Origin of the sequence: Lactobacillus sp. ESL0703 (assembly GCF_029433435.1) — a bacterium.
Lineage (GTDB): Bacteria > Bacillota > Bacilli > Lactobacillales > Lactobacillaceae > Lactobacillus.
The window spans coordinates 237023-252096 of record NZ_JAQTIB010000002.1 but is presented as its reverse complement, the minus strand read 5'-3'; the positions used below and the strand labels follow the sequence as shown (position 1 = coordinate 252096).

At 41.5% G+C, this 15074-nt stretch carries 13 protein-coding genes; 2 read left to right on the top strand and 11 right to left on the bottom strand.

Annotated features, from left to right (window positions below; genetic code table 11):
* Positions 1–4: 4 nt before the first annotated feature.
* The 7 genes from PT278_RS03670 to PT278_RS03640 all read right to left on the bottom strand — a co-directional run bounded on the left by PT278_RS03670 (position 5) and on the right by PT278_RS03640 (position 7614).
* On the bottom strand, positions 5–754 hold the full coding sequence (locus tag PT278_RS03670) for an amino acid ABC transporter ATP-binding protein (protein WP_277130393.1): 750 nt from the start codon (positions 752–754) through the stop codon (positions 5–7).
* Entirely contained in the window at positions 747–2246 is a 1500-nt protein-coding gene (locus PT278_RS03665) for an ABC transporter substrate-binding protein/permease (RefSeq protein WP_277130391.1), read from the bottom strand. The genes PT278_RS03670 and PT278_RS03665 overlap by 8 nt, the downstream gene beginning before the upstream one ends.
* A 471-nt stretch (positions 2247–2717) precedes the next feature.
* Positions 2718–3947: a lactate oxidase gene (locus PT278_RS03660; protein WP_277130389.1), complete on the bottom strand. Its 1230-nt coding sequence runs from the start codon at positions 3945–3947 to the stop codon at positions 2718–2720.
* Positions 3948–4116: 169 nt separating this feature from the next.
* Complete coding sequence (locus PT278_RS03655) at positions 4117–4914, bottom strand: metal ABC transporter permease (RefSeq protein WP_277130387.1); 798 nt, start codon at positions 4912–4914, stop codon at positions 4117–4119.
* Positions 4914–5534, bottom strand: a complete 621-nt coding sequence (locus tag PT278_RS03650) for an ATP-binding cassette domain-containing protein (protein ID WP_277130698.1) — start codon at positions 5532–5534, stop codon at positions 4914–4916. The genes PT278_RS03655 and PT278_RS03650 overlap by 1 nt, the downstream gene beginning before the upstream one ends.
* 57 nt (positions 5535–5591) lie before the next feature.
* Positions 5592–6713: an SLAP domain-containing protein gene (locus PT278_RS03645; protein ID WP_277130385.1), complete on the bottom strand. Its 1122-nt coding sequence runs from the start codon at positions 6711–6713 to the stop codon at positions 5592–5594.
* Positions 6714–6732: 19 nt separating this feature from the next.
* Entirely contained in the window at positions 6733–7614 is an 882-nt protein-coding gene (locus PT278_RS03640; RefSeq protein WP_277130383.1) for a zinc ABC transporter substrate-binding protein, read from the bottom strand.
* A gap of 386 nt (positions 7615–8000) precedes the next feature.
* Here PT278_RS03640 and PT278_RS03635 point away from each other — a divergent pair, with 386 nt between their 5' ends.
* Complete coding sequence (locus tag PT278_RS03635; RefSeq protein ID WP_277130381.1) at positions 8001–8438, top strand: Fur family transcriptional regulator; 438 nt, start codon at positions 8001–8003, stop codon at positions 8436–8438.
* Between the two features lie 36 nt (positions 8439–8474).
* Here PT278_RS03635 and PT278_RS03630 read toward each other — a convergent pair whose 3' ends face one another.
* The 4 genes from PT278_RS03630 to PT278_RS03615 form a co-directional block, all read right to left on the bottom strand.
* Positions 8475–10412 carry a fructose-specific PTS transporter subunit EIIC gene (locus tag PT278_RS03630; protein WP_277130379.1) on the bottom strand — a complete coding sequence of 646 codons (1938 nt, stop codon included), beginning with the start codon at positions 10410–10412 and terminating at the stop codon, positions 8475–8477.
* 15 nt (positions 10413–10427) lie between these two features.
* Positions 10428–11342, bottom strand: a complete 915-nt coding sequence (gene pfkB, locus PT278_RS03625) for a 1-phosphofructokinase (protein ID WP_277130377.1) — start codon at positions 11340–11342, stop codon at positions 10428–10430.
* A complete protein-coding gene (locus PT278_RS03620; RefSeq protein ID WP_277130376.1) occupies positions 11342–12097 on the bottom strand; it encodes a DeoR/GlpR family DNA-binding transcription regulator in 756 nt (251 codons plus the stop codon). Before PT278_RS03620 ends, pfkB begins: the two co-directional genes overlap by 1 nt.
* 141 nt (positions 12098–12238) lie before the next feature.
* Positions 12239–13429, bottom strand: a complete 1191-nt coding sequence (locus PT278_RS03615; RefSeq protein ID WP_277130374.1) for an amidohydrolase — start codon at positions 13427–13429, stop codon at positions 12239–12241.
* A 137-nt stretch (positions 13430–13566) separates the two neighbouring features.
* Here PT278_RS03615 and PT278_RS03610 point away from each other — a divergent pair, with 137 nt between their 5' ends.
* Positions 13567–14922 carry a threonine/serine exporter family protein gene (locus PT278_RS03610; protein ID WP_277130372.1) on the top strand — a complete coding sequence of 452 codons (1356 nt, stop codon included), beginning with the start codon at positions 13567–13569 and terminating at the stop codon, positions 14920–14922.
* The last annotated feature ends 152 nt before the right edge of the window (positions 14923–15074 follow it).

Here is a 15074-nt window from a genome sequence, read left to right as displayed (position 1 = left end):
GCCTCTATGCTTCCAACACTTTAGCCAAAAAGTCCTGTGCCCGTTCGGTCTTTGGGTGAGCAAAGAACTCACTTGGTGTTGCCTTCTCCTGAATATAACCGTCCGCCATAAACCAAACTTGATTGGCGACATTCTTGGCAAAGCCCATTTCGTGGGTAACAACAACCATCGTCATCCCTTTTTGAGCCAAATCCTGCATAACCTTCAGTACTTCGCCAACCATTTCTGGATCAAGTGCCGAGGTTGGTTCATCAAACAGCATCATTTCTGGATCCATTGCCAGTGCCCGCGCTATCGCGACCCGTTGCTGCTGACCTCCCGATAGACTACTAGGAAACGCATCAGCCTTATCAGCCAGTCCAACTTGCGCAAGTAACTCTTTTGCCTTAGTAGTTGCCGCTTCATCAGTCACATGCTTGACCTTCATCGGTGCCAGTTTTAAGTTTTCCAAAACACTCATATGTGGGAAGAGGTTAAATTGCTGGAACACCATGCCCATCTTTTCCCGCAAAGTATTCAGTTCATCTTCACTTAAGGCAGTTAATTCTTTATCTTCAAAAATTACCTTCCCAGAAGTTGGTTGGTCCAGTAAATTCAAACACCGCAAGAAGGTACTTTTACCAGCGCCTGATGGTCCAATCAAACAGATAACCTGACCATCTTTAACTTCAGCGTTAATATCTTTTAAAACTTCGTTATTACCAAAAGTCTTTTTTAAATGCTCAACTTTAATCAGTGGTTGTTCGTTACTCATGTTTCATCTTCCCTTCAAATACTTTCATCAGACTAGACAAACTAAACGTAATGATAAAGTATAGAATCATCGTAATTACTAATGGCATTACGCCCCGGTAAGTATCGGCCTGCACGATTCTTGATTGGTAAATCAAATCTTTAACCCCGATAACCGATACGATTGAACTTTCCTTAATTAAGGAAACAAATTCATTCCCCAGAGCTGGCCAAATATTTTTCATTGCCTGCGGCATAATGACGTAACGCATTGTTTCTGTTCTTGACATTCCCAAGGACCGCGAAGCTTCGGTTTGTCCGGGGGCAATTGAGTTAATCCCTGAACGAATAACCTCCGCAACATACGATGCCGAATTAAGTGAAACTGCAATAATCCCAGATAATAATGCCGGAATATTAACCACCAGTCCCAAGCCAAAGTAAATAAAGAGCAATTGCACCATCAGTGGTGTACCACGAACAAATTCAATATAAGCCGTGGCAATTGAATGGGCAACTTTATTACGGCTCAGACGCATTAAGGCAAGAATTGCACCTAATAAGAAGCCAAAGAAGACAGAAATTACAGAAATAAACAAGGTGTAGCCCACGCCAGCGACAAAGAAGTCTTTGTATGCCCACATGGAATTATCAATTTTAGCCGATTTTTTAGACTTGCCATTTGATGCCAAGTATTTACCTGCCATTGGCAGATAGTCTTTTTTAATTAGGTCTTTTGCTTTAATTTCATCAATTGACTTATTAGCCGCATTGACTAAACTTTGGGCACCCTTATGAAAGGCAACGGATGAGCCAACTGACTTATCCTTGAAGCCCGAACGAATATTGATAATCCCCGTTGTATTTTTAACATAAGCATCGGCTGAAGCTGAATCAACTGCAACCGCATCAAACTTATGTGTCTGCAATGCCAAAATCAGGTCGCTATCTTTATCCATTGTTTTCAGCGTGACCTTGGGTGCTTGCTTCTTAATTAAATCACTTTGTAAACTACCTGTTTGGGCGGCAATTGCTTTACCATCAAAGGAATGAAAATCGTGGTACTTGCCTGCATCGGCTTTTCTGATAATCAAATCTTGACCACTGGCATAATAGACCTGACTGAAGGCAACGCTCTTTGCCCGTTTAGGTGAAGCCGACATCCCGGAAATAACCATGTCAACTTTGCCAGTTTCTAGAGCTACCAGCAGCGAATCAAAGTCCATGGTCTTAACAACGAGCTTAACACCCATGTCATGGGCAATCTTTTTACCGACCTCAATGTCCATGCCATATACTTTTGACTTACCATTAACATTCTTTACAAATTCATAAGGCGGAAAGTCGGGACTAGTCCCCATAATCAACTCGCCCTTTTGTTTGACCTTTTGTAAATAATTATCTGTTGCTTTTGGTGCTTGAGCTGCCTGCACACCGCTAACACAATTGACTAACATAGTCAGTGTTACCAGCATTACTAAGGCAGCCTTGAGCCATTTAATTGCCTTTTTCATTGCTTATTCCTCACTTCTTGCTCTTAATCTGATTAAAAATGAACTCTCTTGGTTATATCGTCGTTTATTTTCTAAATTCATTTTTAACCTCCTAGATATAAAAAAACTCGCCCCTTCTTACATTCTTGTAAGAAGAGACGAGTTTTTACCCGCGGTACCACTCTTATTGATACAAAGTATCCGCTTATTAATTGACTGCATTATTGCCTAAGCACGCCTTCATCCATCTTCTAATTTGCCTTCCACTCTACGCAAATTCGCTTAATAGAAAAATGAATTACTACTCCTAAGCTATTTAACTAGCAATTATAACAGAAAAATCTGGATTGTCCATTATTTTTTGACTGAATGTTAAAAAATAATGATTAATAAGTGAGATTAGCAATTATTTAGTAAAACTAAATTCAGCCAACCTTTGCAAATAAAAACTGATGAAGAATGTTCCCCATCAGTTTTTATTTTTTAAATTAATTAAGCTTGTGAAGCACCAGAAACAGCGTCTGATTCGTCTTCCTTCATTTGGTTATCCTTAGTTACAGGGTAAGGCTTAATTCTTGAAGGATCTGTGTTTGACTTCAAATCATCAGTGGTGTAATTGAAATGTGTCAAACGTGCTTTCTTAACATCTTCAATTGTCTTGCAGCCAGTTAATTGCATATCAATTACTAATTCATCGTTCAATTGTTTAATAACTGATTCAACACCCTTAGCACCACCAAGAGCTAATGCATAAAGGTAAGGACGGCCGATACCAACAAGGTCAGCACCTAAAGCTAAAGCCTTGAAGACATGTGAACCACGACGAACACCAGAATCAAAGATAATTGGTACACGGTGATTTACTGCCTTGGCGATTTCTGGCAACATATCAATTGTTGCAGGACCACTATCAACTTCACGGCCACCATGGTTAGTAACGTAAATACCGTCAGCACCAGCACCCATTGCTAAGTATGCATCTTCAGCACAAACTACACCCTTAACGAAGACTGGAAGACCTGACATTTCCTTAATCCGTTTAACATCATCTGGACCAATCTTTTGTGCAGATGAAGCATACATTTGGGCAACGGTTTGACCTTCACCCTTACCACCTTGGTAACGAGTAAAGAAGTCTAGTGGTACTGGATAAGCAAATTGAGTTCTCAAGTTAGCTTCACGATAGCCTGATACCAAAGCATCAACAGTTAAGAAGATACCATTGTAACCAGCCTTCTTAATTGCATCAAAGACCATCTTGTTAAATTCCCAATCTTTACTTAAGTAAAGTTGGAAGAAACGTGGTGCGCCTGGGGCTGCTGCTGCAATTTCTTCAACACTCTTATTGCCATAAGTACTTGATGAGAATAATGCTCCAGCTGCTGCTGCACCCTTTTGAGTAGCAACTTCGGCATCCTTATGAGCAATTCCATGACAAGCAATAGGTGAAATCATAATTGGGGTCTTCAAATTCATCCCCATAAATTCAGTATCAGTTTGCGGATTATCCATATTAGTTAAAGCCCGCGGTACAATTTGAAAATGATTAAAAGCAGAGGTATTGTTCCGCCATGTCCACTCATTTTCTGAACCCGAGGCAATATAATAGTATGCGCCTTCTGGCATGACTTCTTTTGCACGTTCCTCAAGCTCATCAACGTTAATCATATTAATAGCTTCGTCACGATCACTTTGGGGAAATCCATTATAATATGCTGTCATTTTAAAAACTCCTTTATGTAAAACTTTTACATCTCTATTATACATGCAAATGCTTACAGTAGTTAGTGAAATTTCTCAAGAATGTTAAAATAACGCCAATAAGACTGCTTGTTTTTTCACAAGCAAAAAGAAAGCGACCTGTAAATCACTTTCTAATTTTGATCTTCCCTTATAAATTATACCTAATTAAATGAGTGAAATAAGTAACAAGATAAATAAAAACTTCAATGACGGCAATAAAAAAAGTTACCGGCAGATTAGTTACAAAACCTAAATACAATCCTAGCCAGACACCAACTAAAGCAAAGAAGACTGACCAGGCAATCATTGAACCAACCGTCTTGCCAAGATAGTTAGCAGTTGCCGGCGGCAATGTCAGTAATATAAACACTAATAGTGAACCCACAATTTGGGCACCAACCGAAACCGACATCGCTAATGCAATCAGAAAAATCAGGCTGACCATGCCCGTCTTTACCCCATGAGCTAATGCACCAATATGGTCAAACGAATCAAAGTTTAATTGTCGTTGAATCGCAAAGATTAACAGCAAAACAATTACTGACAAACCAACTAATTGAATCACGCCTTGACGGTCAACACCAATAATACTGCCGAATAAAATATTCGTCGCATAATTACTATTAGCACCAGAAATAGCCAAAAATAAAACACCTAGTCCAATAAACAAGGCAGAAATTGCACTAATTGACGATTCTTTTTGCTCACTATGCAGCGATAGTTCACCAACACTGATTGATCCCATCAAGGTAAACAAAAGCATCCCCCACAACGGATCTATCCCTAGCCATACAGCAAACGCCGCGCCAGCAAAGCCAATTTCCGACAAAGTATGCGCCAAAAAGCTAAAATTACGAGCCACGACATAGACGCCAACAGTCCCACAAGTGATGGCAATAAACGTGCTGGCCAAAAAGGCGTTGCGCATAAATGGTAATGCAAACATTATTCGTACGCCTCCTCAAACTGAGCCATCTTGCCCTGCTCAATCGTACCAGAATTTAAATACAGATAATCCTTCATATATTTACGTGCCAGCGGCACATCATGGGTCACAAATAAAACGGTAATTTGATGTTTTTCATTTAAATGCTGAATTAGACCCATCAATTCATCTTTAGCTACCGGGTCAAGACTGGCAGTTGCTTCATCCAAAATAATCACGTTGGGATTATCAAGCAGAGCCTGCGCCAAGTATGCGCGCTGCTTTTGCCCACCAGAAGCTTCGCCCATTCGAGTATTTCTAATAGGGTATAAATTAGTTTCTTCAAGTTGGGTTTTAATCGCCTGCTTAATTTTACCGGTTTTAATCACCGGCGTGTTTAACGCGATAAAGGCCTCAATTGACAATGGATATTCCGCATCGATATTGCGAAATTGTGGTACATAACCTAACCGAACCCCCTGGGCGAACTTAAATGATCCACTTGTCTGGGCCAGCATCTTCATCAAAATATTAATCAGCGTCGTCTTACCAGCACCATTAGGGCCCAAAAGTGCTGTCATCGAGCCCGCTTTTAATTTGAAACTTAGATCAGTAAAAACTTTCTGTTTATCAAATCTCATCCCGAGATTATTTACTTCTAAAATATCGGCCACGCTTGCACTTCTTCCTATCTTACCCTAAAAATTACCAACTTTAACAAATTCATTAACATCAATCTGGTAGTACTTGTGACCCGCAATCTTCACTCTGCCGCCGTAAGTTCTTACATAGTTACGCCGATATAGTTTACTGCTGCCAATTCGATAGCCATTAGCATTGTATAGATAAGCATTATGTCTAATTTGACGCAACTTGCCCTCAACGTTGCTGGCAACAACAAATTGATTTGAACCAATTTGCAGATATTTTCTGCCGTCAATTGTCTGGTCGCCATACAAAGTTAACTTAGTACCGGCCTTTTTCATTGCGGCATCGGTAACGTTGCCTTTTTCATCATAGACTAAGGCATCGTGCATCAAAATTTTAGTTCCAGTTGGCTTAGGTAAAGTTGCTGCTGGTTTATTATCAGCTGGCTTGTTGGCTGGCTTATCAGTAGTTGCGCTAGTAGTACCAGTTGGTCCCTGTTGGTCGTAATAATACTTCACAAGGTTATAGAAGTCATCCATTGAATAACCCCATTTGGCAAAGTAACCGTCGGGATCCGTGTGGTCAGTGCCGCCCAAAAATTGACTAACAGCGTGGTGTGACCAGATTGTGCCTTGGCCATCATGAACGGCATTATCTGGCTGCAAACCATAATGGTGCAACAGATTGGCCGCATAAATGGCATCATTATTAACGCCTTTAGCAAAGTCAGCGGCGTTATTTTCCTCACATAATTCTACATGGATAAAACGATCGTTAGCTTGCGGTCCCGCACCCCAAGTACCATTATCAGGCGACATCATTTGGATAACGCCCGTGCGGTCAACAAAGGCATGTACGTACGAATAGATATTCATCCATTCACGATTAAAGTAAACTGCTTCATCATGAGCCGTTGCATTTGGCGTTGCCGTCTCGTGAATCACAATCCCTTCTGGCTTACCATTGCGATAAGGGACTTCGCTTCCAGCAAAAGAATTATACTTAATGCCCTCTTGTGCCAGCATTTTGTCCGCATAAGTCACACCACCATAACTGTCTTGCTTAGCCAGATCATTGGTCGAACTAGCTTGAACTTGAACTGCCAGTGGAGCAGCTTGAGATGCTGTGGTAACTGTCGCTGCTAATGCCAAAGCCGTAATTAATTTTTTCATTTTGAATGTTCTCCTTTAATTATTTGCGTGCCACTTGGGCTAACTTTTGATAATTTGCCGTCATCCAATCGAGATACGTCATGTTATCGGGTAATGTTTCCCGCACTTTTAAAATTGGAATTTGTTGTTCTTGAGCCAGTTTAACAAAATTATTCACCGTTGAACTTGAAGTTTGTTCATTATCAACAAAGAAGGCGATCTTCCGTTCTTTAATTGCAGTCGTCATTTTTTGAATTGTCTCTGGACTAGGATCAGTATTATTCTGGATTGCCTGTTCAAAGTCGCGATCGCCCACCTTCAGATGAGCCGCAGCCAACGCGTAGTCAAAAACGGGTTCACTTACATAAACTGGCTTGCTGCTTTGACCGTCAATCTTACTGGCAATCTTTTCAATCTTGACCACCTTAGCCAAATAATGCTGACCATGATTGCGGTAATATGCCGCATGCTTAGGATCCTTCTTGCTTAACTTCGCTACTAAATAATTAACATATTTTGTTGGCATGTCTAAGTTGTACCAAATATGCGGATTATCACCTTTTTTCAGGCCCATTAAGTCTTCGCCAACCCAAACCGGCTTTTTTTCAACCGCGGAAGATAGCTTATCCATCCAGCTATCATAACCTAAGCCGTTCGCCACAACAATATCTGCCATTGATAATTCCTTAGCATCGTTAGTTGTCGGTTCAAAATCGTGCGGATCCATTGCCGCCTTTTTGATAATAGCATCGGCCTTACCATATTTACCCACAACATTTTGAGCAATATCTGCATAAATATTCGTCGTCGTGACAATTGAGATTTTGGCACTCTTTTTTGGCTGCTGCACGCACCCACTGAGTGTCAATATCAGGACAGCAAATAGACTTACCACAGCAAACCATTTTTGTGATTTCTTCATATCCATCTCTTTTCTCGCTGTTAATTTTCTACGCTAAATTCTATTTCAATCTATATAAGTATTAATCATAATTAAAAACCATTATACACTAAAATCTGTGCTGCTATTGTAGTTACCAGTTAAGCAAAACGGATTTTAACAGATAGCTGCATCCTTAATCGTAATTAATACTATTTAAGTTAAACGCTATCTGTATTTTTTGTCAACAGCCACTATGTCAGCTTAAATTTCAGCTGCCGCTAACCTTAGCTAGATTAAATCGTAACTAAGTCTATTTGGTAAAAATACCTACCATCAATCTTGAACCTGATTAGTTTTTTATGAATAAAGATGTTAAACTAGTAATGCTAAATTTTGCACATCACACGAGCACGGGAGCATGATTAATGGATAAATTGACAATCGCGTTAAATATTTTAAAAACTAATCATTATAAATTAACCAAGCAGCGTCAAGAGCTGCTTACTTATCTCTATCAGTACTCGGATTACTACCTATCCTTAACCCAGCTCGATAAACATTTACGCCAGCATTTTTCTAAGATGAGTCACGACACAATTTACCGCAATGTTAAGGAAATGCAGGAAATTGGCATTGTGGAAACCAAAATGTTTCCCAATGGTCTCCGTGTCAAATTCCAATGCGACTTTATCGCTTCTAACCACAGCCATTTTATTTGTCAAGAATGCGGGCGCACGATTGAGTTACCATTGCCCAACTTTAACAGCGTGAACGTGCAGCTGGTCGGATTTCAAATTGATGATTACCAAGTAGAAATTCACGGTTTATGCGATCAATGTCAACTTAAAAGCCAACAAAAATAGAGCAGCAAGTCAGCTGCTCTATTTTTATTTTCAATTTTACTTATCCACCGGTTTTTTCCACAAGCCTAAGATCACTCCAGCAACAAGCGAACCAATAATTGTTGCCACAAAGTATAAAACAATGTGGTTAGCCAGTGGCGATACCCACAAGCCGCCGTGAGGTGCAGGCACACCAATCCGCCAAAGACCAACTAAGGCACCACCAACAGCTGAACCAATAATACACGATGGAATAACGTGACCAGCATCAGCTGCCGCAAACGGAATTGCCCCCTCAGTAATAAAGGAGAAGCCTAAGATCCAGTTAGTAACACCGGCGTGGCGTTCATCTTCAGTGTACTTGTTCTTAAAGAATGTTGTCGCAATCGCAGTCGCAAACGGCGGTATCATCCCTCCGACCATTACGGCAGCCATCATCACAGCGGCAACCGTTGAGTGCGGGTCATTAGCAAAGGCACCAGAAGCAAAGACATAAGCAGCCTTGTTGAACGGGCCACCCATATCAATTGACATCATCGCTGCTAAGATCATGGTCAAGACAACCAGGTTGCCGGTTCCCATTTTATTTAAGAAGTTAGTAATCGCAAAGTTAATACTACTGAAAATCGGGTTAACAATGTAATACATAATTAAGGCGATCAATAACAAACTCAATATCGGGTATATCAGCATTGGCTTCATTCCCTCAAGCGACTTTGGTATCTTGGTACATAACTTCTTTAAGCCAACTACTAGGTATCCAGCAATAAATCCAGAAGCTAAACCGCCCAGAAAACCAGCCGGTGATTTGGCATTAGTGATTACGTTGGCTACATAAGTGCCACCGTAAGAGCCACTATAAACAGTCGCCATAAACCCACCGACAAAGCCGGGCATCAATGCCGGCAAATCACCGATTGACTCAGCGATATAACCTGACAAAATCGGCACCATAAAGGCAAAAGCCATGTTTCCGGCATTATTAAGAAAGATGAAGGCTGGTGATTTTGGTCCACCGGCATAATTTTCTACAATAAAGGAAATCGCCATCAAAATCCCGCCGCCGATAACAAACGGCAACATGTGAGAAACACCATTCATCAAATTTTGATAGATTGATCCCCAGACGCCCTTCTTTGAGCTGTCACTATCATCAGCCTTACTGTCTGAATGATAAACATTTGCCTTACCGTCCAGAATGGTTTCAACCAACTCGTCGGGTTTATTAATCCCGTCAACTACCGGTCGACTAATCAATGGTTTGCCATCAAAACGTGGCATATCAACCTTTTTATCGGAAGCAATCACGACACCTTGTGCGCGACTGATTTCTTCAGGAGTCAGTTTATCCTTAACGCCTTCTGAACCATTAGTCTCAATTCTAACGTCGGCGCCAAGCTTGTTGCCGGCTTTAATCAGAGCTTCTTGCGCCATGTAAGTGTGGGCAATCCCGTTAATGCAGGCTGTTACCCCAACAATTAGCGGCTTATTGCTGGCGCTACTTTTTGCTTGACTTGCCGCTTGCTTTTCGGCATCACTCTTAGATTCAGCTTGTTCAAACAGGGCGATTACTTCCTTAGGTGTTTGTGCCAATTTCAGTGCACTAACCAAATCGGGATTAATTAGTAGTCCCGATAACTTAGCTAAGGCTTCAAGGTGCGTGTTATCAGCACCAGCTGGCGCGGTAATCATGAAAAACAGGTAAACAGGCTTGCCATCAAGTGAATTATAATCAATTCCCTGTTTACTTTTAGCAAACAACACCCGCGCCTTATTAATTGACTTGTTGCGCGCATGCGGCATCGCAATGCCATCGCCAATCCCAGTTGTCGACTCATCTTCGCGCTCCCAAATCGACTTAATGAATTCATCTTCATTATTGACAATTCCGGTCTGCACTTCGAGGTCGGCCATCTCCTTAATCGCATCTTCCTTATTCGTTGCCTTCAGCGACATAATCATAGATTCAGGAGCTAAAATATCTTTGATTTTCATAGCTAATTCTCCTTTTTATGAAATCTGCTCTACCTTAATTTGCGGCAAAACCGCATCAATCTGACTTTTAACCGCAATATCCTTGGTAAAGGCAGTCGCGGCACCACAGGCCATCCCAATACGAAAACTTTCTTTAGGATTACCACTCTTGACATAACTGCCAACAAAGCCAGCAATCATTGAGTCTCCAGCACCAACGGAGTTAACGGCTGTACCAACAGCAGCCGGGGCATGATAAACATGTTCTCGCGTTATTAAATAGCCTCCCTGAGCAGCCAGCGACACCATGACATTTTGGGCTCCCTTGTCTAGCAGCTTCCGGGCACAAGTCAGCATCTCTTGGTCGCTGTTAAAAGTCGTATTAAACATCTCTGCCAATTCATGATGATTGGGCTTAACTACCAGCGGCTCATAACTCAAAGTATCTAAGAGTGCTTGCCCAGTTGTATCAATTACAAATTCAGCACCAGCCTTTTTAATTAGTGGCAGCAACTTTTGATAAAAATTGACCGGCAAATTTGGCGCCAGCGACCCACTTAAAACAACAATGTCGCCAGCTTGTAAATCGCTAAAGCGGTCTTCAAAAGCCGCAACTTCTGCAGGTGCAATCGCGGGACCGGCGGCATTAATTTCCGTTTCCTGCTCGGCATGCACCTTAACGTTCACCCGCGTCAAATCTTTGATGGTCACAAAATCGTTGACAATTCGGCGCTGATTCAATTGGCGCACTAATTCCTTACCAGTAAAGCCACCGACAAATCCCCAAGCTGTGTTTTCAATTCCTAGCTGATTAAGAATTTGTGACACATTAATGCCCTTGCCGCCAGCCAAAAAGGTCGCATCTTGTGTACGGTTCACTGCACCAGGAATAACTTTTTGCGGCTGCATGACATAATCCAAAGCTGGATTAACAGTAACTGTATAAATCATTATTTTGCCTCCTTTAAATCAATTTCGTGGGGTAGTATCTGCCTTTGCTCATTCGTTAAGTCAGCCGTAATTACGCTGACATCTTGACTATTAGCAAAAATCGCGAAGTTGCGTTCACCAATTTTAGAAGCATCAGTCAAAACATAAGTACGTCGCGCCTGCAGAATTTCCATTTTTTTCATCGCTGCTTCTTCTGGATCAGGTGTGGTCAAGTTGCCTTCCTGATCTAACCCGTTAGTCCCAACAAAGCTAGCGGCAAATTTCATCCCCTCTAGCTGCCTAATCGCTGATTGACCAACAACCGCGTGAGTATCATCTTTGACACGCCCGCCTAATAAGATCGTGTCAATTTCATGATTTAATGCCCCTAATGCTGTCTCCAGACCATTAGTCACAATCGTAACGTGAGGAATATCCGCCAAAAATGGCACCATTTCATAAGCCGTCGTCCCCGCATCAATAAAGATATAATCATTTTCATGAACAAAATGTTCCACTGCATAACGGGCAATTTTTATTTTCGCTTCATGGTTCATACTAAAACGAATATGCTGGGACACATCATGCGCGAAATTTTTCACAGATTGTGCACCGCCATGGATTCTTTTAAGTAATCCCTGTTGCTCTAACTGAATCAAATCACGGCGAATTGTCGATTCTGATGTGTTGGTAATCGTCGATAAATCCTTAACCTGACACATTTCGTGCTGATTCACATAATTCTCAATAATTTTTTGCCTTTCTTGCGTTAACATTCTATCCACCTCTTGCACATATTGTATTCGGTTCCATCACCAAAATCAATCATTTTAGTTCAAAAACATTCATTTTTATTCAAAGATGCGCATAAATAGCTATAAAAAGAGCACTAACCCGAAAAGATTAGCGCTTTTTAATTAATCTAACAAATAATCAACGGTTGCCATGCCGGCTGCTTTTGCCGCAATCAACATACAACGTTCATCCAGCATAAAGTTAGGACTATGGTGCGGATGGGTCTGACCATCAGCCACATCACAACCAACATATAAGAAAGTACACGGCTTTTGCAGAGCATAATAAGAAAAATCTTCGGAAGGATCTTGGGCGCCAAAATCTCTGACTTCTTTAATTTCCGGAATATTCGGCAGTTCCTTTTGCAAGTTGGCAACAACCTGCTTAGTAAAATCGGGATCATTATATAGCACTGGCACATCCTTGATAATTTCATATTCAGCTTTAACGCCAAACATTGCCTCTGTTCCCGTAATTAACTGCTTGAGCCGCTCATGAATAAGTGTCCGCGTCTTTTCCTTCATGATCCGAATATCACCCTTCAGTGTGACCGCCTCTTTAATGGCATTACTAGTGCCAACGCCATCAAACGAACCGACCGTAATACTAGCATGATCGGCTGGCTCAACTCGCCGAGAAACGATTGTTTGTAAGGCAGTCACAAAGTAAGATCCAGCAACAATGGCATCATTTGACAATTGCGGCATTGAGCCATGACCGCCCTTGCCGATAAATTTAACCGTAAAATTCGAGCGACCAGTTTGACTTTCACCTAAATGATAAGCAACCGAACCAACAGGCATTGTTGACATCACGTGAATCCCGATCACATTATCAACATTATCCAAAACGCCGCCGGCAATCATTGCTTGAGCACCACTTGGAGCCTTTTCTTCGGCTGGTTGATGAATAATCCTAATTGAACCCCGCAATTTATCCTTGAGTGCGATTAGATTTTTAGCTAAAACCATTAAATAAGCAGTATGAGCATCATGACCACAGGCATGCATTACGCCAGAATTTTGCGACTTAAACGGCAGCTGATTGTCTTCCTGAACAGCCAAGCCGTCAAAATCAGCCCGCAGCCCAAGTTTGCGTCCGGGTTTGCCGCTGTCAATATCTACAGTAATGCCAAACCCTGACCCGCAATCCTTAACCGTGCAGTCTAAGCCATCATAAAAATGCTTAATATAATCATGAGTTTCTTGCTCTTCATTTGATAATTCTGGGTGAGCATGTAAATGCCGACGAATTTCGATCATTTCGGCTTGGTCATGATCTAATCGCTCTAATAATTCTTCTTTAACAGTCATTTTATCCTCCTTATTAATCCTAAGACATCACAGTTAATTCAATTATACGTCACAATTTTGCTAGTACTAAAAATGGACTGGCTTCTTGTGCTAAAATTAAAAGGTTGTCTTTGATAAATAGTAAGGAAGTTTAATCAATGGAAGAAAACGAACCACAGATACGACGACACCACATTTCTGCCAGCCACCACATGAAAATTCAATGGAAAGAATTTTTCAAAAGTCCTGATGATACCCTAATTAAGGACACAACCTTAGTTGAAAAGGGGTCGCTAGTTGGCAGAATCGGCATTATGCTACTGGAATGCGGCACGGGTGCTTGGCGCGTGCGCGACTCAATGAACACCGTGGCGCGTGCACTTGACATTACTTGCTCAGTTGACATTGGGCTAATCTCAATCGAATATACCTGCTTCGATGTTAATAACAAATCATATTCGCAGACCCTAACATTGCCGACCACTGAAGTTAACATGAACAAGTTAAATAAAATGGAGCAATTTGTCCGCCAATTTGAAAATAATAATGACCATTTGTCAATTGGCGAAATTCATCACCGGTTAAATGAAATCGAACGCCACACAGCCAACTATCCTGTGATTATTGCAGCCTTAAGTGCCGGATTAGCCTGTGGGAGCTTCATTTTTCTCTTAGGCGGCGGTCTCCCGGAAATGATCTGTACCTTCTTTGGTGCCTTAGTCGGCAATTACGTGCGCGGCGAAATGAGTAAACGCAAAATTACACTTGTTGCCAAAATCGCCGTTGGTGTTGCCATTTCTTGTGCTGTTTACTTTTTATGCTTTATGCTGGGACAAAAACTTTTAGGCTGGAATCACGATCATGCTTATGGCTATATCGGTGCGATGCTCTACGTTATCCCTGGTTTTCCTTTCATTACTTCTGGTCTTGACATGTCTAAGCTCGATATGCGCTCAGGACTAGAGCGCTTGGCTTATGCCTGCTTAGTAATCATGACGGCAACAATGGTTGGGTGGGGCGTTGCAATTAGCCTGCACCTAACGCCCGGCGCAATGCCGAAGCTTAATTTAACGCCGACTGTCCTAACCTTTTGCCGGATTATTGCAAGCTTTTGCGGTGTCTTTGGCTTCTCCGTCATGTTCAACGCTAAGCCCCAAATGGCGCTTGTGGCTGCCATAATCGGTGCTATTGCTAACACCTTGCGTCTAAGTCTAGTTGACTATAACCATTTACCGGCAGCTCTTGCCGCCTTTATTGGTTCCCTACTTGCCGGGTTATTAGCCAGCTTTGTTCGCGAAAAGGTGGGCTTCCCTAGAATTGCAATTACTGTCCCTGCAATTGTCATCATGGTACCTGGGCTTTATATGTACCGCGCCGTTTTCAACTTTGGCATCACTAACATTAATGTTGGTGCTTATTGGATTATGAATGCATTAATGATTGTGGTCGCCCTGCCAATTGGCTTGTTAACGGCCCGAATCTTAACCGATGCTAAGTGGCGCCACGCCGACTAAACATTCTTAGATAAAATAAACGCTCATTTGTAATGAGCGTTTTTAATTTATGATAGAAAAAAAACGGACAAGACTTTCGTCTTGTCCATTTCTGTGTAAGTAAACATTAGCTACTAAATATTAATAAAACTAATAAATTTTTACAACCTATT